This window comes from Clostridium sp. HCP1S3_C6 (genome assembly GCF_052066735.1).
GTDB lineage: Bacteria > Bacillota > Clostridia > Clostridiales > Clostridiaceae > Clostridium.
This window is the reverse complement of the sequence record NZ_JBQHRN010000020.1, coordinates 20,556-44,200: the sequence shown is the minus strand read 5'-3', so window position 1 is coordinate 44,200 and position 23,645 is coordinate 20,556. Positions and strand designations below refer to the sequence as shown.

Genomic DNA, 23,645 nt, shown 5'->3' with positions numbered 1-23,645 from the left:
ATAGAAGAAGATGAAAATAAACCAGCAGAAGATAATAATAAGGATATAGAAGAGGATGAAAATAAACCAGCAGAAGATAATAATAAGGATATAGAAGAAGATGAAAATAAACCAGCAGAAGATAATAATAAGGATATAGAAGAGGATGAAAATAAACCAGCAGAAGATAATAATAAGGATATAGAAGAAGATGAAAATAAAACAACAGAAGATAATAATAAGGATATAGAAGAAGATGAAAACAAACCAGCAGAAGATAATAATAAAGATCTAGAGACAGATAAAAACAAACCATATCAAGATAAAGGTGATAAGGAATCAACTAAAGGTGAAGAAAATAGTAAACCATCTAACAATGCTACAAAAAATGAGGATAAGATTCCTTCAAATAATACTAATAAAGCACCTACAACTGGTGATGAAGCAAATATATTAGCAATTTTATCACTAGCTGGAGCTAGCCTAGTAATATTTAAAGCTTTATCTAGAAAAAAGAATATTAATTTTTAATTAAACAGTATATAATAAGAAGGCAGGGTAATTTATTTTGTATCCTGTCTTTTTTATATAACAAAAGAAAATTAAATAAATATAAGAATAATCCGATAATAAATTATATTTGTAAATAAAAAAAGAAAGGATGAAAAAATGGGAAGATTATTTGTAGTAGACACTGAAAACACTAATGATTATAGTTTTATTCATAATTATGAAATAAATAAGGAAGATGAAATAGTTCTTTTTGTAAGTAATAATATGAAGGGAATTAAAGCTGATGGCTGTATAGCACTTTTAAATACAGAAGGAAATGTAATAACAGAAAAAATTGAAACAGGTGAAAAAAATTCGTTAGATTTTCAATTAATTGCTTATGTTACTGAAAGGGCTATTAATGGTAGCTATGATGAAATATTAATAAATACAAGAGATCATGGATATAGACAAGTAATTAAATATATTCAAAGAAAGTATTATGAAAATATTAGTATAGTATCAATGGAAGGTATAAGAAAACAACTAAATAATAAAACTTTAGAACAGGATACCAAGGTAAATGAAGAAAACAATTTACATGAAGTAAATATTAATAAAGAGGAAAATACAATACAAAATGTGGAAAATCCTGTGAATGAAAATAACGAAATTGAAAAAACAATTAAAGAAGAAAATAAAATTGAAAATGAAACTATTGAAGAATCAAAGTTAGATAATGAAGAAAAGGTAGAAAGAAAGCAAGTTAAAAAAAGAACAACTAGAAAAAAACAACCTGCTAAAAATCATAATGAACCACCAGTAGAAAAAAAGGTAGAAGAAATAATAAAAAGTATAGTACCAGATGCTACTGATGATCAAATAAATAATATACTAAAAATGAAAAGTAAAACACTTCTTCTTAGAAATCTTCATGATGAACTTTTAAAAACATTTAGAGAAGATGGAAAGAAAATTTATGGTGAAATTAAAGGATATATGAAGAAGTAATAAAGGAAGAAATATAATTATGAACATAAATAAAAAATTAGATGGTGGAAAGCTTATAATTGAAATTGAAGGAAGACTTGATACTTCAACAGCTCCGCAACTTGAAGTTGAAATAAGAAAATCTTTAGAAGGAATAAATGAATTGGTATTTGATTTTTCTAAGCTTTAATATATTTCATCTGCTGGTTTAAGAGTTCTTCTTTTGGTGCAAAAGATTATGAACAAGCAAGGAAGAAAGTTATATTCTGTAGCTAATAGAACAAAAGAAAAAGCACAAGCCTTTGCAAAAAAATATAATATAGAAAAGGTATATGACAAAATAGAGGATGTGTTTGATGATGAAAATGTTGATATTATTTACATTTCAACACCTCATAATACTCATATTAAATATTTATTAAAAGCATTAAATAGTGGCAAACATGTACTTTGTGAAAAGGCAATTACATTAAATTCAGATGAATTAAGTGAAGCACTAGAGGCTGCAAAGAAAAATAATGTTATATTAGCTGAAGCTATGACTATTTTCCATATGCCATTGTACAGAAAACTTAATGAAATTATTTCATCTGATAAGCTTGGACCACTTAAAATGATTCAAATGAATTTTGGAAGTTATAAAGAATATGATATGACAAATAGATTTTTTAATCGTAATTTAGCAGGTGGTGCTATGCTTGATATTGGTGTTTATGCACTTTCCTTTATAAGATGGTTTATGTCAGAAACACCAAAACATATTTTATCTCAAGTGCTAGAAGCTCCAACAGGTGTTGATGAACAAGCAGGAATACTTCTTATGAACGATAATAATGAAATGGCAACAGTAGCATTATCACTTCATGCAAAGCAGCCTAAACGTGGTATGGTAGCTTTTGATAAAGGATATATTGAAATATATGAATATCCAAGAGCTCAAGAGGCTATTATAACTTATACAGAAGATGGTTCAAAAGAAGTTGTAAAAGAGGGCTTCACAGAGGATGCAATTCTTTATGAAATAATTGATATGGAAAAAGCTGTTTCTCAGGATAATGATATGTATATTCAATATACGGTAGATGTTATGAAAATAATGACAGATATAAGAAAGAAGTGGCAAATGTACTATCCAGAAGAAGAAAATTAGAAAATATGCTTTATGATTAAAAATTAGTCATAAAGCATATTTTTAAATTAAATTAAAAATAATTCGAAAAATATGCTTTTAAATGTAGAATACAGTAAAAATATATGATATAATCAACCCTTGCATAAACTAAAAATATGAAAGGTAAAAGTCATAATATGAAAATTACTAGAAATAAAATAATGATTTTTGGAATGGTGATTACATCTATAAGTTATCTTATATGGAGAATTTTTTTTACAATTCCTTTTGGATATGGTTGGCTTTCTTTAGTGTTTGCATTTTTTCTTCTTACAGTGGAGATACTTGGAATGATAGAAAAAATAATTCATTTTCACAATATGTATTCTATTGAGTATCCTCAAAGACCAATAGTTAGTGAAAAAGATTTTCCTCATGTAGATGTGTTTATTACAACTTATAATGAACCTACATATTTATTATATAAAACCATTAATGGGTGTAAATCTATGGATTATTGTGATAAATCCAAAGTACATATATATCTATGTGATGATTCTGCTAGACCAGAAGTTAGAAAATTAGCTAAAGATATGGGAATAAATTATTTAAGCAGGAAAGACAAAAATGGTGCAAAAGCAGGTAATTTAAATAATGCATTAAAAAATACTTCATCTCCACTTATTGTTACTTTTGATGCTGATATGATACCAATGCATGACTTTTTAATAGCTACAGTTCCATATTTTATTGAAGATTTAATTAATGCTGAAAAAATAAAAAAAGAAAAAGGTGCAAAAGAAAGTAAAAAGAGAAAAAATAAAATTGGTTTTGTCCAATTACCTCAAAACTTCTATAATTATGATCTTTTCCAATATAATCTTTTTTCTGAAGATAGAATTCCAAATGAACAGGATTATTTTTATAGAGATATTCAAGTTTCTAAAAATAAAAGCAATTCAGTTATATATGGTGGATCTAATACTGTAATTTCAAGAGAAGCTTTAGAAGAAATAGGAGGATTTTACACCAAAGTAATTACAGAAGATATTGCTACGGGACTTCTTATTGAAAGTAAGGGATATAAGTGTATTGCACTAGATGAAGTTCATGCATCAGGACTTGCCCCTAAAGATTTGAAATCTCTTATTAAGCAGCGTAGAAGATGGGGCAGAGGTTGTATTCAAACAAGCAGAAAACTTAATATTCTTTTTAGAAAGGGTCTTACATGGTCACAAAAAATTAGCTATATATCATCAATATTATATTGGTTTAATCCATTAAAAAGATTTATTTATATAATGGCACCTATTCTTTTTTCTGTATTTGGAGTTGTTACAGTTAAATGTACTATAGTTGAAGTTTTAATATTTGCACTTCCTATGTATATTTTTTCTAGACAATGTTTAAAAATTATTTCAAGAAATATACGTACTGTAAAGTGGACTAATATTTACGAAACAATATTTTTGCCAATACTATTTTTTGATATTTTATTTGAAACTTTTGGTATATCCAAAAGTAAATTCGAAGTTACACATAAATCTCAAGTAAAAGAAGATAAAATTTATCAATTAAAAAATTCTATACCACATATTATATTTTTAATACTCTCTATTATTGGTATATTTAATTGTATAAAAATGATATTTATAAAAGGTGTATATGATTATTTTGTATTGCTTTTTTGGCTTATGATTAATTTTTATAATGTTTTAATGGCAATTTTTTTTCTACTTGGTAGAAAGACAAGCAGAGGGGCTGAGAGATTTCTTGTAAATGCCTCTTGTGTTATAAATTCCAAGGAAATACTAAAACCAATAGAGTGTATTTCTTATGATATATCAGAAACTGGATTATCTGTACTTTTAAATGAAGCTGTATTTATTCCATATGATACAGATGTATCAATATTATTAAAGACAGATATGTATATATCAAAGTTTATAGCTAGAATTATTCATGTTGATGAATTTAATGGAAAGTGGAAATATGCTTTTGTCATAAAACATATAAATAATAAAAATTATAATAATCTTCTTAACATAATTCATGATAGAGTTCCTAAAATGACTAAAACCATAAGTAAAAATAGGAATATATTTTATGATTTTAGGGCAAATATTTTAAAAAGAAATAAAGATTACAAAACATTAAATCGTAGACTTCCACGTATTGATTTAAATAAGAATGTTGAAACTAAAGAATGTGGAAATATCACTATATTAAATTACAATTATGAGTGTTTGCTTTTAAAAATAGATTGCAAATTTTCTAATATCAAAAAGATAACTATAAAATATGGAAACAATAAATATTTAACTTGTTATTTAAAAAAGAAATTATCTAACAATAATAAGTCCTTGGAAAATAATCATTACAAAGCAGTATATGCAATAAGTAATTATAAAAATATTCTATTTGATGAGGAATTTAATTTGTATAAAACATAAACTAAATGTACCTATATACTTTCATAGTTATAGGTACATTTAATTTTTTGCAATAAAAAGCATTTACATGTAATTCACTTGTAATAAAAAATGCTTATAAGCAGTAATTAAATTATTCTATTAGTCTTTTTTTGTAGAAATGTTGACACTATTAGCAAAAAGTAGTAAGCTTTATTCATGAGGAAAACATACTAAAAAGATATGATAAATATGTTTAATTGCACATGTTAAATGGGAGTGATAAAAGTGGGAAAAATTAAAAGAGTTATAGTTACATTTTTTGCAGGTATGATAAGTTTCATGTGCATGGGATGTTTTGGAAGCCCTTCAAAAAATAAAGAAATTATAAATGTTTCTTATGATCCTACTAGAGAGTTTTATGAAGAATATAATAAAAAGTTTACAGAATATTGGAAAGATAAAACTGGTGAAGATATTTCTATAGTTCAATCACATGGTGGTTCGGGAAAACAAGCAAGATCAGTAATAGAAGGAAATAGAGCTGATGTTGTAACTCTTGCATTAGAACATGATATTACTGCTATTGAAGATTCAGGACTTATAGATGAAGGATGGGTTAATGAATTTGAAAACAGCAGTGCACCTTATACATCCACTATTGTATTTCTTGTAAGAAAGGGAAATGAAAAAAACATAAAAGATTGGGATGATTTAATAAAACCTAATGTTAATATTATTACACCTAATCCTAAATCATCAGGAGGAGCTTGTTGGAATTTCCTTGCAGCATGGGCTTATGCAAAAGATAAATATAATGGTGATGAAAGTGAAATAAAAGATTTTGTAAGAAAAATATATAAAAATGTATCAATATTAGATTCAGGAGCTAGAAGTGCTACTACAACATTTGTAGAAAATGGACAAGGTGATGTATTAATATCATGGGAAAATGAAGCTTATCTTTCATTAAAAGAGCATCAAGATGAATACGAAATTATAACACCAAGTGTAAGTATTTTAGCTCAACCCTCTGTAGCAGTAGTAGATGAAAATGCAAGAAAAAATAATACAGAAGAAGTAAGTAAGGAATATCTTAAGTACTTGTATTCAGATGAAGCACAAGAAATAGCTGCTAAAAATTATTATAGACCAACTAACAAGGACATTTTACAAAAATATTCAGATGTATTTGATTTAAATACAAAATTATTTACTATAGATGATTTTGGTGGTTGGAATAAAGTATATGAAGAATACTTTAAAGATGGAGCAATATTTGATGAAATATACAAAAAATAATTTGCAGGAGGATGTATTATGAAAAAGAGTAAAGAAAAAAGAGTAATTCCTGGATTTAAATTGTCATTAGGAATAACTATTGCACTTCTTAGTATAGTTGTGCTTATTCCATTAGCATCATTAATTCTTGTTTCTTCTGGAATAGGATTAAAAAAATTTATATCAATTGTTACAGCCCCTGAAGTTATGGCTGGTTATAAAGTAAGTTTTTTATGTGCTTTTATAGCAGCTATTATAAATTGTATATTTGGCACAATACTTGCATGGGTGCTTGTTAAATATGATTTTCCATTTAAGAGATTTTTAGATGGGCTTATTGAACTTCCTTTTGCAATTCCTACAGCTGTAGCTGGTATATCTTTAACAGCCTTATATTCAGATAAAGGATTTATTGGACAATTTTTTGCAAAGTTTGGAATAAAAATAGCTTATACAAAAATAGGTATTGTAATAGCAATGATATTTATTGGAATTCCTTTTGTTGTAAGAACAATACAACCTGTACTTGAAAAAATTGATTTTCAATATGAGGAAGCTGCAAGAATATTAGGAGCAGGAAGAATTAGAACATTTTTTAAAGTTATTTTACCAGAAATATTTTCAAGTATAATTACTGGTTTTGGATTAGCTTTTGCTAGAGGAATTGGTGAATATGGAAGTGTAGTATTTATTGCAGGAAATATTCCTTATGAAACACAAATTATACCTCTTCTTATAATGAATAAATTAGAACAATTTGATTATACGGGAGCCACATCAATAGCCCTTGTTATGTTAATTGCGTCATTTGTAATATTATTTGGAATTAATTTTATTCAAAATGCTGTAAGTAAAAGAGCAGCAGGAAATTAGGAGGGATTATTGTGAAAAAAGATAAATTTAAATATGTTCTTATTGGAATAAGCCTTTTATTTGTTGTTCTTATGCTTATTTTGCCAATGATAACTGTAATTTATAATGCTTTTTCAGCAGGTATAGAAAAATATAAAAATGCAGTTTTTGATACATATGCTATTAAAGCACTTAAACTTACATTAACTGCAACAGTAGTAGCAGTAGTAATAAATACTGTTTTTGGTTTATTTGCTTCATGGCTTATGAGTAAGTTTGATTTTAAAGGAAAAAATATTTTAGCAACATTAATTGATATTCCTTTTGCAATATCTCCTGTTATAGCAGGTCTTGTATTTATATTAACTTTTGGACGAATAGGATGGGCTTATGGAATACTTCAAAAGTTAAATTTAACTATTGTTTTTGCAGTTCCTGGAATAATACTTGCAACAATATTTGTTACATTTCCATTTATATCTAGAGAAATATTACCTGTTTTAAATTCAGTAGGAAAGGATGAAGAAGAAGCAGCAGCACTTATGGGAGCATCTGGTTTTACTATATTTAGAAAAATAACTTTTCCACATATTAAATGGGCACTTCTATATGGAGTAGTACTATGTAGTGCAAGAGCTATGGGAGAGTTTGGAGCAGTATCAGTTGTATCTGGACATTTAAGAGGTAAAACTAATACGTTGCCGTTACATGTTGAAATATTGTATAACGATTTTAAAATAACTGATGCTTTTGCAGTTTCATCAGTGTTGGTAATTTTAGCAGTAATAATACTTATTATAAAGAATGTTATTGAATACAAATCAAAGAAGGCTGGTGAAAATTAATGTATGTAGAACTTAAAAATATAAATAAAACATTTAATGATTATAAAGCATCAAATAATGTAAATTTTGCTATAGAAAAAGGAAAACTTGTAGCACTTCTTGGACCAAGTGGAAGTGGTAAAACAACAATACTTAGAATGATTGCAGGACTTGAAAATCCAGACTCTGGAGACATTCTAATTGATGGAAAAAGAGTTAATGATGTGGAAGCCAGTAAAAGAGGAATTGGTTTTGTATTTCAAAGTTATGCACTTTTTAAGTATATGACAATATATGATAATATTGCTTTCGGATTGCAAATTCAAAAAAAGAGTAAAAGTGAAATAAGGAAAAGGGTAATGGAACTTATAAAGCTTATTGGGCTTGAAGGATTAGAAAAAAGGTATCCAAATGAATTATCAGGAGGTCAAAGGCAAAGAGTTGCATTTGCAAGAGCCCTTGCTCCAAATCCAAGTATATTACTTCTTGATGAACCTTTTTCTGCTATTGATGCAAAGGTAAGAAAAGAACTTAGAAGTTGGCTTAAAGAAATGATAAAAAAAGTAGGAATAACAAGTATCTTTGTAACTCATGATCAATATGAAGCTATTGAAGTTTCAGATGAAATTATAGTAACAAATAAAGGAAGTATTGAACAAATGGGATCGCCTCTTGAACTTTATAAAAATCCTAGAACACCCTTTGTTGCAAAATTTATTGGTGAATCTACAGAACTTGAGGATTATGAAAAATATAAAGGTTTTGAAGAAATTGGACCAGGTAAAAAGGCAGTTATAAGACCAGAATTTATAAAGATAATAAAAGATGGAGAATATAGTCAGTATCCTTGTGCAGTTCAAAGAGGTACAGTTAAGGGAATTTCATTTATGGGAGATAATTTAGAAATAACACTTGAGGTTTTTGGAAAAACATTAGTTGCAAAAAGAAATATTGAAGAAGAGCCTCTTAATATAGGAGAAGAAGTAGACGTGCTTGTTTATAGATTGTATATATTTGGTGATGATACTGCTCATATTGTTGAAAATTCTCACTTTGAAAATAAAGAATCTATCTATATATAGTATAGCTTGGAGTTGATAAAAATATGAAAAAACATGTAAGTATTAAAAAGCTTGAAACAGATATTTTGATTATAGGTGGAGGAGCTGCTGGATGTTATGCAGCTCTTACAATTGGAGAAAAATCAAAAGCAAATGTATTAATTGTAGAAAAAGCAAATATAAAAAGAAGTGGCTGTTTGGCTGCTGGTGTTAATGCATTAAATGCATACATTACAAAAGGAAGAACACCTGATTTTTATGTAGATTATGCCAAGAAAGATGCAGATAACATAGTTCGTGAAGATCTGCTTCTTACAATGTCACAGGATTTAAATAAAGTAACTAAAAAACTTGAAGATTTAGGACTTGTAATATTAAAGGATAAAAATGGAGATTATGTAGAAAGAGGTACAAGAAACATAAAAATTAATGGTGAAAATTTAAAGCCTATTTTGTCAGATGCTGTTAAGAAATTAGATAATGTTAATATACTTAATTATGTAAACATAATTGATTATATAGTAAAAGATAATGAAATATTAGGTGCTATAGGAACTTCTATTAATGATAATGTTTTGTATGAAATAAAAGCAAAAAAAGTAATATGTGCAACTGGTGGAGCAGCTGGTCTTTATAAGCCTAATAATTCAGGTTTTTCAAGGCATAAAATGTGGTATCCACCATTTAATACTGGTGCAGGATATGCTATGGGAATAAAACATGGTGCAGAAATGACAACTTTTGAAATGAGATTTATTGCTCTTCGTTGTAAGGATACAATTGCACCTACAGGAACAATAGCCCAAGGTGTAGGAGCAAAGCAGGTTAATTCTTTAGGTGAAGTTTATGAAAATAAATATGGACTTACAACATCAGAAAGAGTATATGGAACAGTAAAAGAAAATCTTGATGGAAAAGGTCCTTGTTATTTAAAAACAGAAGGTATTAGTGAAGATAAAAATGATGATTTGAAAAAGGCATACTTAAATATGGCACCAAGTCAGACATTAAAATGGGTTGAATCAGGTAAAAATCCTAGTGAAGAAAATGTTGAAATAGAAGGTACAGAACCTTATATAGTAGGAGGCCATACTGCAAGTGGTTACTGGGTTGATTCTTATAGGGAAACAACAATCAAAGATTTATTTGCAGCAGGAGATGTGGCAGGTGGATGTCCACAAAAATATGTAACAGGAGCTTTAGTAGAAGGTGAAATTGCAGCAAATAGAGCATTAGAAAAGTTACAAGAAGCTAAAGTTACAATAAATAAGTCAGAAGAAGAAGAAATATTAAATAATGCAAAAAGTAATGTAGAAAAAATATTAAATACAGAAAATCCTGTTTATTCAACAGAAGAATTAGAAGAAGCTATGCAAAAAATAATGGATGAATATGCAGGTGGTATAAAAAGTAATTATGGATATTCTGAAAAGAAACTTGATATAGCTGATTATAAAATTAATCAAATTATAAAATTAGCAGATAATTTAGGGGCAAATGATATGCAGGAGCTTATGTATGTTTATGAGCTTAAGGAAAGACTTGTAGTATGTAAAACACTTATTGCCCATTTAAAAGCTAGAAAAGAAACAAGATGGCATAGTTTTGCAGAAAATCTTGATTACCCAGAAAAGAGTGATAAGTATTTAAAATATGTTAACTCTAAATATGAAAATGGCAAAATAAAAATTATATATAGAGACTTAGTAGGTAGAGGTGAAGTATATGAGCATAGCAATTAATAAAGATAAATGTATTGGATGCAAATGCTGTATGGAAGTATGTCCAGGAAGTTTAATAAAGCTTGATGAAAACAATAAAGCATATATTAAATATCCAAAAAATTGTTGGGGATGCTGTTCATGTATAAAAGAATGTAAAAAAAATGCAATTGGACTTTACCTAGGTGCAGATATTGGCGGTATGGGAAGTATTATGACAGTAAAAAAAGAAAAGGACATTTTAAAATGGCAAATTGAAAAATCTAATGGAGAAATCCATGAAATAGATGTAAACACAAAGGATTCTAATAAGTATTAAGGAGGAATAATAATGGGAGAATTATCACATTTAGATCAGTTAGAGGCAGAAGCTATATATATAATAAGAGAAGTGGCAGCAGAATGCGAAAAGCCAGTAATGCTATATTCAATAGGAAAGGATAGTTCAGTAATGCTTCATTTAGCATTAAAAGCTTTTTACCCTGAAAAACCACCATTTCCATTTTTACATGTAGATACAACATGGAAATTTAAAGAAATGATTCAATTTAGAGATAGAATTGCCAAGGAAAAAGGTATTGAAATGCTTAAATACACTAATGAAGATGGTGTAAAAAGAGGAATAAATCCTTTTGATCATGGTTCTGCATATACAGATATTATGAAAACACAAGCATTAAAGCAGGCTTTAAATAAGTATGGATTTACTGCTGCTTTTGGTGGAGGAAGAAGAGATGAAGAAAAATCTCGTGCTAAGGAAAGAATATTTTCTTTTAGAAATGAATTTCAAGCATGGGATCCTAAAAATCAAAGACCTGAAATGTGGAAACTTTTTAATACAAAGATAAATAAGGGAGAAAGTATGAGAGTTTTCCCTATTTCAAACTGGACAGAAAAAGATATATGGCAATATATAAAGAGAGAAAATATAGAAATAGTTCCTTTATATTTTGCAAAAGAAAGACCAGTTGTATATAGAGATGGAAATATAATTATGGTTGATGATGACAGAATGAAACTTAGAGATGGAGAAAAGATTGAGTATAAAAAAGTAAGATTTAGAACTCTTGGATGTTATCCATTAACAGGAGCAACTGAATCAGAGGCTGATACATTAGATGAAATTATAGATGAAACTTTAAGTGCTGTATCATCAGAAAGAACAACAAGAGTTATTGATAGTGAAGCAGCAGGCAGCATGGAAAGAAGAAAAAGGGAGGGATATTTCTAATGAAAAGTTTATTAAAGTTTATTACATGTGGAAGTGTTGATGATGGTAAATCAACATTAATAGGTCATATTTTATATGATGCAAAACTTATTTATGCAGATCAAAAAAAAGCATTAGAACTTGACAGTAAGGTTGGAAGCAGAGATGGTAAAATAGATTATTCTCTTCTTTTAGATGGTCTTATGGCAGAACGTGAACAGGGAATAACAATAGACGTGGCTTACAGATATTTTAATACAGATAATAGAAGTTTTATAGTAGCAGATACTCCAGGACATGAAGAATATACAAGAAACATGGCTGTTGGTGCCTCTTTTGCAGATCTTGCAATAATATTACTTGACGTAAGTCAAGGGGTTTTGGTTCAAACTAGAAGACATGCAAGAATATGTGCATTAATGGGTATAAGATACTTTGTTTTTGCTATAAACAAAATGGATCTTGTAAATTATAGTGAAGAAAGATTTAATGAGATAAAAGAACAATTAAATGATTTAAGACATGAATTATCTCTTGAAAATGTTAAGATAATTCCAATATCAGCTACTGAAGGTGATAATGTAACTAAAAAGTCAGATAATATGAAATGGTATCAAGGTGAAGATATATTATCATATCTTGAAAATGTTGATATAGAAGAATTAAGCAATGAAAAAGGATTTTATATGCCTGTTCAAAGAGTATGCAGACCAAATCACACATTTAGAGGTTTTCAAGGACAAATTGAAAATGGTGTTATAAATGTTGGAGATGAAATAACAACTCTTCCAAGTAATGAGAAAGCAAAAGTTAAAAGTATTAATGTAGATAAACAAAGTGCATTTAAGGGACAAGCTGCTAATATCCAACTTGATAGAGAAGTGGATGTATCAAGAGGATGTGTACTTGTAAAGGATGCAGAAATAGGAACAAGTAATTTAATATCTGCAACAATTTTATGGATGGATGATGAAAGACTACCTGTTGGTAAAGAATTTCTTGTAAAGGTTGGAACAAAAACTATTCCAGGAATTGTAAAAGATATAAAATATAAAGTAGATGTAAATACAGGAGATCACTTAAAAGCAGGAACCCTTAGCAAAAATGAAATAGCTTTATGTACTATTCAACTTGCAGAAAATATAGTTATAAGTGAATTTAAAAAATATAGAACATTAGGTGAATTTATTCTTATTGACAGAGTATCAAATATGACATCAGCATGTGGTGTTGTAGAAAAAGCATATGGAGAAAATGAGAAGGATAATGACAATATTACATTTAAATATAATGATTTAGAAGCAAGAGGAGACATATTTGAAGAATTCTATTATGATACAGATAGCTTAGGAGTTTATAAATATAAAAAAGATGAAAAATTATATACAGTTGGAGATAATATAAACTTAACTGGTGCAAGCTACCAATATCCTGAAGATTTTGATATACTTATTTTTAGAGATAGTATATCAATAAAAGTTGAAGGTGGCGTAATAAAAGATATTACTTCTCTAGACAATTACACATTTAGTGGAAATCCACTTGTTAATGGTAGAGGTTTTGCACTAAATGTAAAATCAAAAGATGATCTAAATACATTACTTAATGATTATAAAAATTTAAAGGAGGCTGACTTCTTAAATAAGTGGGCTGATTTTACAAAGTATAGGAAGGTTGTATTTGGAATTAACTAGGAGGAAATAATATGGCAGTAAATGCAAAACGTCAAAAAGAGTTAAAAGCTTTGGGTTTTTTACTTCAAAATGATAAGGAACACTTTGCAGTGAGACTTTTAAGTAAGGCTGGCAATTTTACTACTAAGGAACTAAAAGATATTGCAATGCTTGCAGACAAATATGGAAAAGGCTATGTAGGAGAAACTACACGTCTTCAAGTGGAAATTCCATGGATCAAAGATGAGGATGTAGAAAGTTTTATTGAAGAAGCTAAAGCTTTAGGATTAAGGCATGGAGGTACAGGTCAAAAAATAAGACCTCTTGTATCCTGTAAGGGTACAGTCTGTCTTCATGGAAATATCGACACTCAAAAAATATGTAGACAATTAGAAGAAGCACATTTTGCAGAAGATACTCCTCACAAATGTAAAATTGGTGTAGTTGGATGTGCAAATAACTGTGCAAAGGCAAATATTAATGATATTGGAATCCTTGGAAGAACTGTACCAGAATTTAATCTTAACAATTGTGTAGGATGTGGTATGTGTGTTAAAGGATGCAGACAAAAGGCACTAGAAGTTGTTAATGGTAAGATAGTTCATAATAAGGATCTTTGTGTAAATTGTGGCGAATGTGTAAGAGTTTGCAAGCTTAATGCTGCCATAGCTAAGGAAAAAGGTGCAGAAATCTTTGTAGGGGGAAGATTTGGACGTGCTATAAGAATAGGTGATTCTTTGGGAAAAATATTTAAAGAAGAAGAAATTGTACCTATGGTAAATAAAATTTTGTCTTACTATAAAGAAGTTGGAGAAAAAGGTGAAAGAATATCTCATGTTATGGATAGAATAGGAAAGGATAATTTTATAAAAGAATTATTAAAGTAGTACTTTTAATAAGTGTGTCATTAGCAGTTAAAAATTGTTAATGGCACACTTATTTTTATGAAAAATAATTATAATAATTTTGTGAAAAAGTAATTATTATGGTAAAATACTATTAAGTGTGTTAGGTATTTAAAAATTGAATATTTATATGATTAAAATCTATCTACAATTTTAAGGAGTGGATAGAAATGATAAAGAAAGTAATAGCAATTTTAATGTCAGCAGGAATTATAATAACTTCACTAAGTGGTTGCAGTATTGACAAAACTATATTAGGAAATGATGTTACAATTGATGGTGAAACTTGCAAGGATGTTTCCTTTAAAACGATTAGAAAGCAATTAAATGGACAAATACCATCAACAACAGATGGACAAAATGCTGATAATTCTAAATTAGTAAATGCAGATAATATAAACATAAATGATATGGGAACTCAAGGTGGCAAAAAAGGCAAAGATGGAGAAGAAAAGGGATTCCCAGAAGATAAAAGCAACAAAAAATTTTCAAATGATAAAAATAATAAAGAAATGAATGAAAATAAGAATTAGAAAAATAATTTAAACATTAAAAAATATCATTTGTTATATTAATATCAAGTGATATTTTTTTATTTTGGGGGTATGAGATGAAGAGAATTCTTATAGTTGAAGACAATATAGATGTAAATAATATGGTCAGGGAAATGTTGACAAATTCACAATATGAAGTTTTTTCAGCTTTTAATGGAATAGAAGCTGTAAAGGCTATTAAGAAAAATACATATGATTTAGTAATTCTTGATATTATGCTGCCCTATAAAAGTGGTGATGAAGTTTTAAGAGAAATAAGGCAATTTACAGATATTCCTGTAATAATATTGTCTGCCAAGGATATGGTTTCTACTAAAATTGATTTATTAAAACTTGGGGCTGATGATTATATAACAAAACCTTTTGATTTAGGTGAACTTGTAGCAAGGGTAAATGTGTTATTTAGAAGAATAGATAAAAATGTTAAAAAGGACAACCTAATAAGATATAAAGATATTACATTAGATGGTAATTTAAAAAATGTTTTTATTAATAATAACAAATTGGAACTTACTGCAAAGGAATATTTAATAATGGAACTTTTTATGAAAAATAAAGAAAGAATATTTTCAAAAGAAGCTATATATGAAGCCGTATGGGGAGAAGAATATTTAGGAGACGATAATGCAGTAAAAACTCATATGAGTAATTTAAGAAATAAGCTTAAAAAAGCTAGTAATAATGAAGAATATATTGAAACTGTATGGGGTCTTGGATATAGACTTAAAAATAATTAGTTTACATTCTTATCTTTTTATTTACATTTTACCTAATAAATCTTAACCTTTTCTAAACCTTTAATATGTATATTAAAAGTATAGAAAAAAGGCGGTGGTTATATGGATGAATATATATTAGAAACTGAACATTTACATAAAAAATATAAAAAGCATGAAGTTATTAAAGATGTTTCGGTAAAAATAAAAAAAGGCAAAATATATGGGCTTATTGGAGAAAATGGAGCAGGTAAATCTACATTTATGAGACTTGTTACAGGGCTTTCATTCCCTGATGAAGGAAATATTAAGCTTTTTGGCAATTCTTTTAATAAGCTTGCTACTGAGAGAAAGAGGATAGGATGTATGATTGAATATCCAAGTTTTATTCCTTATATGACAGCAAAAGAAAATTTAACATATCATAGAACTATTAAAGGAATTCCAGATGCAGAAATTGAGGAAAAACTTTTAGATTTAGTTGGACTTAATGATGCAAAAAATAAAAAGGCAAAGAATTTTTCTCTTGGCATGAAGCAAAGACTTGGAATAGCTATAGCACTTCTTGGCAATCCAGAACTTCTTATTTTAGATGAACCAGTTAATGGGTTGGATCCTAAAGGAATTATAGAAATAAGAGAACTTCTTAAAAAGTTATCAAGAGAAAAGGGCATGACAATTATTATATCAAGTCACAATTTACCTGAATTATATCAGCTTGCTACAGATTTTATTATAATTCATAAGGGAGAAGTTAAAGAAAATATTACATCTGAAGAATTAGATGACAAATGTAAGCATGCAATAAATATTAAGTGTGATAATGTTGAAAAACTAGCAAGTGTATTAGAAACAAAACTTAAAACAACTAATTATAAAGTTATGCCTAATAAAGTAGTAAAACTTTATGATTATTTAGATGAAAAGGAACTTGTTTCAAGAACAATATTTGAAAGTGGAATAAATATTTCAGAATTTATAGCAACAGGTGATACATTAGAAGATTATTTTATTTCTGCAATAGGAGGAGATAAGAATGATTAATATGATTAAAGCTGATTTATATAAAATGAGAAAATCAATAACAATGAAAGTGGTATTTTTAATAACATTAATATGTTCTATTTTAATGGCTTTAATGTCTTATTTTATTGCAGATGGAAGCTTAAGTGATACATATAGTGGTATAACTTTTCTTTTTGCAGATGCTAATATGACTAGTATATTAGGATCAGTACTTGCAGCCGTATTTATATGCAGTGATTTTGAAAATAAGGTAATAAGCACAGAAATATCATCAGGTACAAGCAGATTTACTATAATTATAGGAAAAATAATTTCATATTTTATTGCAGTAAGTATAATAATGCTTCCATATGCTATTGTGTCTATTATTGGAGTTTTATTAAAGAAAAATTTTTCAATATCACAGGGAGTGGGCTTTTTTAACTTATTACAAAGTAGTCAAAATATATCATTTTCAACAAGTGATGTGTTAAAATTAATAGTAGTAGCTTTAGTTTTAATAGTTGTATATTTAGGACAATTTATTATATGTATACCAATTACATTTAAAGTGAAAAAGCCTGTTATTGTAGTAGCTGTTTATTATGCATTTACTGTAGCTATGGCGCAAATTTCAAATTTAGCTGCAAAGTCAGATGCTTTTAATAATATATTGTCATGTACACCTTATGGAAATAAATATTTGTTTTTAACATTAGAATCATCCTGTGGTGATATTGTAAAGGCATTAGCTGTAAGCATTATATTTGTAATATTTATATCAATAATTTCATACTTATTATTTAGAAAAGAAGAAGTAAAGTAGTAAAAAGGAGAATTTAAATGAAGGATATAATTATAATATTTTTAGTAATATTTTTAGTAATATGTTTTATTTATATTCTTATTTTAAATGCTCAAATAATAAGTATAGATAATCAAATGAAGTTAAAACTTAAAGAAAAAAACAAAAGACCAATAACTATTCAATTTACTAATAAAAAGATTATTAATCTTGTAAAAAGCATAAATAAGATTCTAGAAAATGAAGAAAATGTGAGAAGTGAAATTGTAAAAAATGAAAATGAATTTAAGGATATGATAGCAAATATTTCTCATGATTTAAGAACTCCATTAACAGCAATAAAAGGTTATCAGCAGCTTATAGATTCGGAAGAATTATCATATAACCAAAGAGAAAAGCTTAAAATTGCAATGAAACATACAAGTGAACTTGGAGATTTAATTGAGCATTTTTTTGAATATTCTAGACTTGTAAATTCAGAACCTAAGGTAGAAATGAAAAATATTAATATAACAAGTATAATAACTGAATGTATTATATCAGTTATACCTCAATTTGAAGCAGCAAAACTAAAGGTAAAATTTAATGCAGATAATATATTCTATGCTTTTGCAGATAAAGAAATGTTTACTAGGATAATATTAAATCTTCTTGGAAATTGCTTGAAATATTCATCTAGCGATGTAACTATATTAATAAATAAAAAAAATGAATATATATGCATATCTGTAATTAATGAAGTAGATAATATTAGTAAGATTAATGAAAAAAAGATATTTGACAGATTTTATTCATTAGATCCATCTAGAAATAACTCAGGTGGCTTGGGGCTTTCAATAGTAAAGCTTTTATCAGAAAAGATGAATGGGAAGGCAGAAGCAGTTTTTGATAATAATTTAATTGAGATTAAAGTATATTTGATGAATAAAAATTCATGCAAAAATATAGATTTACTTAATAAAATATGATAAAATATTTTAAAAGATGAAAGTAAATTTGTATCTTAGGCACCTTTCATATAGAAAGGTGTCATATTTTTTATTATTAAATGGAGGTAGGCATGAAAAAAATAAGATTTTTATTAATTTCATTTATGTTACTTATTAGTGTCTTTATGTTTGGGTGTTCAAGTAATAGTAGCATTTTAGGCAACAATAAAAAAATAGTAGTTGGTACAAATGCGGAATTTGAACCTTTTGAGTATATAAATGAAAAGGGAGAAATTGATGGATTTGATCCAGCTGTTATGAAGGCTATAGGAAAGTCAATAGGGTATGATGTTGAATTTAAAAATATGGAATTTAAGTCATTAACGGCAGCATTAAAAACAGGAAGCTTAGATGCTGTAATTGCAGGAATGACAGTTACAGATGAAAGAAAAGAAAGTGTAGATTTTTCAGATACTTATTATAATGCAACTCAATGCATAATTATTCAAAAGGGAAGTAGTGTATCTTCCATTGAAGATTTAAATGGAAAAGAAATAGCTGTTCAAGAGGGAACAACAGGAGATATTTTAGTTACACCATCTGAAAATAATGAAAGAATAACAAATGCTAATACAAATGTTAAAAGATTTAAAAAGGGATCAGATGCTGTACTTGAACTAAAGAATGGTGGAGTAGATGCAGTTGTTATAGATAAGAGTCCAGCAAAAAAATATGTTTCTCTAAATAGTGATTCTCTAGAACTTATTGAAGATGAAGAGTCAACTGAATCATATGCAATTGCAGTAGCTAAGGGAAATAAAGAATTATTAGATGATATAAATAAAGGACTTGAAGAGATTAAAGAAAATGGTGAGTTTGATAAACTTGTTGATGAGTATATAAATAAGGAACAATCAACTAATGAATCAGATTCTCAAAATTTCTTTGTTAAAACTGCTCATAAAATTAAATATGTGTTTGTTGATACAAATGGCTATAAACTGCTTTTAAAAGGTTTGGGTTTAACAATAGCAATTACAGTTTTTGCAATAATAATTGGAACAATTTTAGGATTTATAATTGCTTTTATGAAAATGACAGAAGTAAAGAATAAAAGAAAAACTGTATTGTCAAGGTTAGCAGGAGCATATATAAGCGTTTTAAGAGGAACTCCAGTTGTTGTTCAACTTTTGATAATGTATATGGTTATATTTAAGAGTCATTATGGTTTTATAGCTGCAGTTTTAACCTTTGGGTTAAATAGTTCTGCGTATGTAGCAGAAAATATTAGAGCAGGTATTATGGCAGTAGATAATGGACAAATGGAAGGTGGTCTTTCTCTTGGATTTACTTATGGTCAAACTATGAGATATATAGTCCTTCCTCAATCTGTTAAGAATTGTTTGCCAGCCCTTGGAAATGAATTTGTTGCACTTTTAAAGGAAACATCAATTGTTGGATATATTGCCATTCAAGATTTAACTAAGGCTGCAGATTTTATTATATCAAGAACATATGAAACATTTTTGCCTCTTATTGCAATAGCAATAGTTTATTTTGTAATAGTTATGATATTAACAAAGATTGTTAAAGAAACTGAAAGGAGGTTGCGTCAAGGTGATATGCGTTAAAAATTTAAAAAAATCTTTTGGTGAATTAGAGGTTTTAAAAGGAATTAATTATAATATAGAAAAAGGTCAATGTGTTGTATTTATAGGTCCATCAGGATCAGGTAAAAGTACTTTTTTAAGATGCTTAAATATGCTTGAAGTTCCTACAGCAGGTAATATTATTATTGATAATGAAGATATTACAAAGCCTCATGTGAAAATAAATAAAGTTAGACAGGAAATAGGAATGGTATTCCAACATTTTAATTTATTTAATAATTTAACAGTGCTTGAAAATATTACCCTTGCGCCAATTAAGCTTAAAGGTTTAACTAAAAAGGAAGCAGAAGATAAAGCAAAATCTCTTTTAAAACGTGTTGGGTTATTAGATAAGGCTGATAATTATATAAGTCAACTTTCAGGCGGCCAAAAGCAAAGAGTTGCAATTGCAAGAACTTTAGCTATGGAGCCTAAAGCAATTCTTTTTGATGAACCAACATCTGCTCTAGATCCTGAAATGGTTGGTGAAGTTTTAGAAGTTATGAAGTCACTTGCAAAGGATGGTATGACAATGGCAGTTGTAACTCATGAAATGAATTTTGCTAAAGAAGTAGCTGATAAGGTTGTATTTATGGATGGAGGATATATTTTAGAAGAGGGTACTCCAGATGAAGTATTTGGTAATCCTAAACATGAAAGAACAAAAGCATTTTTAAGTAAAGTTATTGTAAAGTAATATTTAGTAAATATATTAATGCATATAAATCTATACGTAGTGTTATGAATAGTAGTGATAATAAAAAATACTTGTAAGTGAATAAAATTTATAAATTTGTCAATAATAAAGATGATATGTGAAATAAAGCATACATCTTTATTTTTTTACTTATAAGGGGTTAATTATGTTTCAAAAAAAGACTAAACATTTAAATATGGAAAAATGCACTAAAACTATATATAATACATTGTTTCATAATAATAAATTGCAATGTCCTTTTTGTTCCAATATTAATATAGTTAAGAATGGAAAAAATAAAAATAAACAAAGATATTTATGTAAAGATTGTAAAAAATCATTTATAAATGAAACTAATACACCAATATATAATTCTAAAAAAAATATAAATTTATGGATTAGATTTTTAGAATGTCTTTATAAACAGTATTCTCTTCGTGAAATTTCTAAAAAAGTAAATATATCAACTTCAACAGCTTTTTATTGGAGACATAAAATATTAGATGCAATAAGAGAAAATGAAAAAATTAAATTTCTTTCAGGATTTATAAAATGTAGAGCAATATTATTTAATGAATCTTTTAAAGGAAATCATAGTAAAAGTAAATTTAAAATGCCAAGACCTGCATATAAAAGTTATTTGACACCATTTGAATTCCTAAAAAGAAAAAAAGTTTGTGTTTTATTAGCAGATGATACAAAAAATAAATTACTTTCACCAATAGGTAGAACTAGTGGATTAATTCCAGAATATAATCTTATAAAATTTTTTAATAATAATACTAATGAAGTTACAAAACTAATTTCAAATAACATTAATTTGAGAAGATATAAAAAATTAAATAATGTATTCTCATTAGTAAATTTTTTTGAACTAGATGCAAATGAGCAAAATAAATATAATTTTAATGATATTAATTTTATTTCCATGGATGTTTATAACTTTTTTTGCCCATATAGAGGAGTTGCAACAAAATATTTGTCAAATTATCTTGCACTATTTAAATTTATAAATATGAATAAGATAAAATCGTGTCCACTTTTTTATAGAGTAAGTATGCCCCTTTTTATAAAAAACTATAAGGAGCGATTGCCACTCATAGCATAAAAGATTTTACTATATTTTTTATGTACTAATATTATTTATAATAAGAGATTTTTAATTATTTTATGCATACCATAAATAAAGTATCACTTATATTAAAAACACTACGTATAGTTTTATTATAATAATCTATATACATAATAAAAGCCTTGGACAATAAATTATCATCCAAAGCTTGTATGAGATTATTTTCACAAAAACTATTTTATTTTTAAATAGCTTGCTGAATAAGGTGGTAAAGTTAATCCGCCTTCAAATTTAACTTCGTTATTTGATATTAAATCTATGGCAGCAGAAGCACCTGCATCAAAATGAGCAGTATAGTCATAATCTCCAGCATTTATGCATACTAAAATCCTTTCACCCTCAAAATCTCTTTCAAAAATACATTGATGATTAGTAAGAACAACAGATTTAAAATTACCATTACATAATGCTTTACTGCTTTTGTGTGCAGAAGCAAGTTTGCTTATCCAATCAGACAAATCATTTTCTATAAAAGTATCAAAGCATGCACGAAGGGCATTGTCCCCATCACTTTTATTGCCTTCTGCTCCCCATTCACTTCCGTAGTATATACAAGGGATTCCTGGCATTCCAAAAGCCATAGCATAAATTAATGGCAAATGATTTTTATTAGTTAAGTTACTTGCTATTCTTGATACATCATGATTATCTACAAATGATAATAAATGTTTACCTTTATAAAGTGTCCAATTTTCTGGACCAAATTGTCTTAAAAGTGAATGGACAATTTCAAACATGTTCATACTGTTAAAGCTTGAAAATAATCCTTTATAACATTCATAATTTGTGCAGCTATGAAGCATTTCATTATTAACAAATTGATTATAGTCGCCATGTAGAAGTTCACCTAGTAAAAGAAATTCAGGTTTTAAATTATCAGTAAAACTTCTAAGCCTTTTTAAAAAGTCCTTATCAAGACAATAAGCAACATCAAGTCTTAGACCATCAATATCAAATTCATCTACCCAGCCTTTAATTGCATTAAAAATATGATTTATTACTTCTTCGTTTTTAAGATTTAATTTTACTAAGTCAAAGTTACCTTCCCAACCTTCATACCATAAACCATCATTGTAATTAGAGTTTCCGCCAAAATCTATATGAAACCAATCTTTATATTTTGAATTTTCTCTGTTTTTTAGTACATCTTGAAATCCAAAGAAACCTCTACCTACATGATTAAATACACCATCTAAAACTACTTTTATTCCATTTTCATGTAACTTTGCACAAACTTTTTTAAAGTCTTCATTAGTACCTAGTCTTGTATCTATTTTTGTATAATCTCTTGTGTTATATCCATGAGTGTCAGATTCAAAAACAGGTGAAAAGTATATTGCATTAGCTCCAATTTTCTTTATATGTGGAATCCAATCAATAACCTTTAATATTCTTGATTCTAATATGCCATCATTTTCAAAAGGTGCTCCACAAAATCCTAATGGATATATTTGATAAAAAACACTATTATAAGCCCACATTAATATTTCCTCCTTGTTTTGTATAAGTTTGTATATACTTATTTATCGTATAAGGGATTATTGTTCTAAATAGATATTTACTATTTTATTAAAAAACATTTATAATTATTATCTAAAAGCCCAAAAATAACTTATAGATATTTAGAGCAAAGTAATATATAATATAA

At 27.5% G+C, this 23,645-nt stretch carries 22 protein-coding genes and 1 pseudogene; 22 read left to right on the top strand and 1 reads right to left on the bottom strand.

The window, feature by feature from the left end; translation table 11 throughout:
* From ACTNAO_RS08450 to ACTNAO_RS08345, 22 genes and pseudogenes are all read left to right on the top strand, one after another.
* A pseudogene (locus ACTNAO_RS08450) lies at positions 1-510 on the top strand (hypothetical protein); the annotation flags it as partial.
* 138 nt (positions 511-648) lie between these two features.
* Positions 649-1,482 (top strand): PIN domain-containing protein, encoded by an 834-nt coding sequence (locus tag ACTNAO_RS08445; protein ID WP_441028030.1) that lies wholly within the window; start codon positions 649-651, stop codon positions 1,480-1,482.
* A gap of 19 nt (positions 1,483-1,501) precedes the next feature.
* Positions 1,502-1,651: an STAS domain-containing protein gene (locus ACTNAO_RS08440; protein WP_441028029.1), complete on the top strand. Its 150-nt coding sequence runs from the start codon at positions 1,502-1,504 to the stop codon at positions 1,649-1,651.
* A 48-nt stretch (positions 1,652-1,699) separates the two neighbouring features.
* Positions 1,700-2,611, top strand: coding sequence for a Gfo/Idh/MocA family protein (locus tag ACTNAO_RS08435; protein ID WP_441028028.1), 912 nt, complete (start codon positions 1,700-1,702; stop codon positions 2,609-2,611).
* 137 nt (positions 2,612-2,748) lie between these two features.
* Complete coding sequence (locus ACTNAO_RS08430) at positions 2,749-5,025, top strand: glycosyltransferase (protein ID WP_441028027.1); 2,277 nt, start codon at positions 2,749-2,751, stop codon at positions 5,023-5,025.
* Positions 5,026-5,313: 288 nt separating this feature from the next.
* Positions 5,314-6,285, top strand: coding sequence for a sulfate ABC transporter substrate-binding protein (locus ACTNAO_RS08425; protein ID WP_441028031.1), 972 nt, complete (start codon positions 5,314-5,316; stop codon positions 6,283-6,285).
* 18 nt (positions 6,286-6,303) lie between these two features.
* Positions 6,304-7,137: a sulfate ABC transporter permease subunit CysT gene (cysT, locus tag ACTNAO_RS08420; protein WP_441028026.1), complete on the top strand. Its 834-nt coding sequence runs from the start codon at positions 6,304-6,306 to the stop codon at positions 7,135-7,137.
* A gap of 11 nt (positions 7,138-7,148) precedes the next feature.
* Positions 7,149-7,961, top strand: a complete 813-nt coding sequence (gene cysW / locus ACTNAO_RS08415; RefSeq protein ID WP_441028025.1) for a sulfate ABC transporter permease subunit CysW — start codon at positions 7,149-7,151, stop codon at positions 7,959-7,961.
* Positions 7,961-9,022: an ABC transporter ATP-binding protein gene (locus ACTNAO_RS08410; RefSeq protein WP_441028024.1), complete on the top strand. Its 1,062-nt coding sequence runs from the start codon at positions 7,961-7,963 to the stop codon at positions 9,020-9,022. Before cysW ends, ACTNAO_RS08410 begins: the two co-directional genes overlap by 1 nt.
* Before the next feature lie 23 nt (positions 9,023-9,045).
* Positions 9,046-10,743 carry an adenylyl-sulfate reductase subunit alpha gene (locus ACTNAO_RS08405; RefSeq protein WP_441028023.1) on the top strand — a complete coding sequence of 566 codons (1,698 nt, stop codon included), beginning with the start codon at positions 9,046-9,048 and terminating at the stop codon, positions 10,741-10,743.
* Positions 10,727-11,041: a 4Fe-4S dicluster domain-containing protein gene (locus ACTNAO_RS08400; RefSeq protein WP_441028022.1), complete on the top strand. Its 315-nt coding sequence runs from the start codon at positions 10,727-10,729 to the stop codon at positions 11,039-11,041. Before ACTNAO_RS08405 ends, ACTNAO_RS08400 begins: the two co-directional genes overlap by 17 nt.
* A gap of 12 nt (positions 11,042-11,053) precedes the next feature.
* Positions 11,054-11,953, top strand: coding sequence for a sulfate adenylyltransferase subunit CysD (gene cysD / locus ACTNAO_RS08395; RefSeq protein ID WP_441028021.1), 900 nt, complete (start codon positions 11,054-11,056; stop codon positions 11,951-11,953).
* Positions 11,953-13,626, top strand: a complete 1,674-nt coding sequence (locus ACTNAO_RS08390; RefSeq protein ID WP_441028020.1) for a sulfate adenylyltransferase subunit 1 — start codon at positions 11,953-11,955, stop codon at positions 13,624-13,626. The genes cysD and ACTNAO_RS08390 overlap by 1 nt, the downstream gene beginning before the upstream one ends.
* A gap of 11 nt (positions 13,627-13,637) precedes the next feature.
* Positions 13,638-14,492, top strand: a complete 855-nt coding sequence (locus tag ACTNAO_RS08385) for a 4Fe-4S binding protein (RefSeq protein WP_441028019.1) — start codon at positions 13,638-13,640, stop codon at positions 14,490-14,492.
* A gap of 188 nt (positions 14,493-14,680) precedes the next feature.
* Positions 14,681-15,043 carry a hypothetical protein gene (locus tag ACTNAO_RS08380; RefSeq protein WP_441028018.1) on the top strand — a complete coding sequence of 121 codons (363 nt, stop codon included), beginning with the start codon at positions 14,681-14,683 and terminating at the stop codon, positions 15,041-15,043.
* Between the two features lie 77 nt (positions 15,044-15,120).
* The gene (locus ACTNAO_RS08375) at positions 15,121-15,801 is read left to right on the top strand and encodes a response regulator transcription factor (protein WP_441028017.1); all 681 of its coding nucleotides are present in this window, start codon (positions 15,121-15,123) and stop codon (positions 15,799-15,801) included.
* 102 nt (positions 15,802-15,903) lie between these two features.
* Positions 15,904-16,824, top strand: a complete 921-nt coding sequence (locus tag ACTNAO_RS08370; RefSeq protein ID WP_441028016.1) for an ABC transporter ATP-binding protein — start codon at positions 15,904-15,906, stop codon at positions 16,822-16,824.
* Entirely contained in the window at positions 16,817-17,611 is a 795-nt protein-coding gene (locus ACTNAO_RS08365) for an ABC transporter permease (protein WP_441028015.1), read from the top strand. Before ACTNAO_RS08370 ends, ACTNAO_RS08365 begins: the two co-directional genes overlap by 8 nt.
* Before the next feature lie 17 nt (positions 17,612-17,628).
* Positions 17,629-18,558 carry a sensor histidine kinase gene (locus ACTNAO_RS08360; protein WP_441028014.1) on the top strand — a complete coding sequence of 310 codons (930 nt, stop codon included), beginning with the start codon at positions 17,629-17,631 and terminating at the stop codon, positions 18,556-18,558.
* Positions 18,559-18,650: 92 nt separating this feature from the next.
* Positions 18,651-20,150 (top strand): ABC transporter permease subunit, encoded by a 1,500-nt coding sequence (locus tag ACTNAO_RS08355; RefSeq protein ID WP_441028013.1) that lies wholly within the window; start codon positions 18,651-18,653, stop codon positions 20,148-20,150.
* Positions 20,137-20,865 carry an amino acid ABC transporter ATP-binding protein gene (locus ACTNAO_RS08350; protein ID WP_441028012.1) on the top strand — a complete coding sequence of 243 codons (729 nt, stop codon included), beginning with the start codon at positions 20,137-20,139 and terminating at the stop codon, positions 20,863-20,865. The genes ACTNAO_RS08355 and ACTNAO_RS08350 overlap by 14 nt, the downstream gene beginning before the upstream one ends.
* A 166-nt stretch (positions 20,866-21,031) precedes the next feature.
* Entirely contained in the window at positions 21,032-21,973 is a 942-nt protein-coding gene (locus ACTNAO_RS08345) for an IS1/IS1595 family N-terminal zinc-binding domain-containing protein (RefSeq protein ID WP_441028011.1), read from the top strand.
* A 197-nt stretch (positions 21,974-22,170) separates the two neighbouring features.
* On the opposite strand, the gene ACTNAO_RS08340 is transcribed toward ACTNAO_RS08345, so the two are convergent.
* Positions 22,171-23,478: an alpha-amylase family glycosyl hydrolase gene (locus tag ACTNAO_RS08340; protein WP_441028010.1), complete on the bottom strand. Its 1,308-nt coding sequence runs from the start codon at positions 23,476-23,478 to the stop codon at positions 22,171-22,173.
* Positions 23,479-23,645 lie beyond the last annotated feature (167 nt).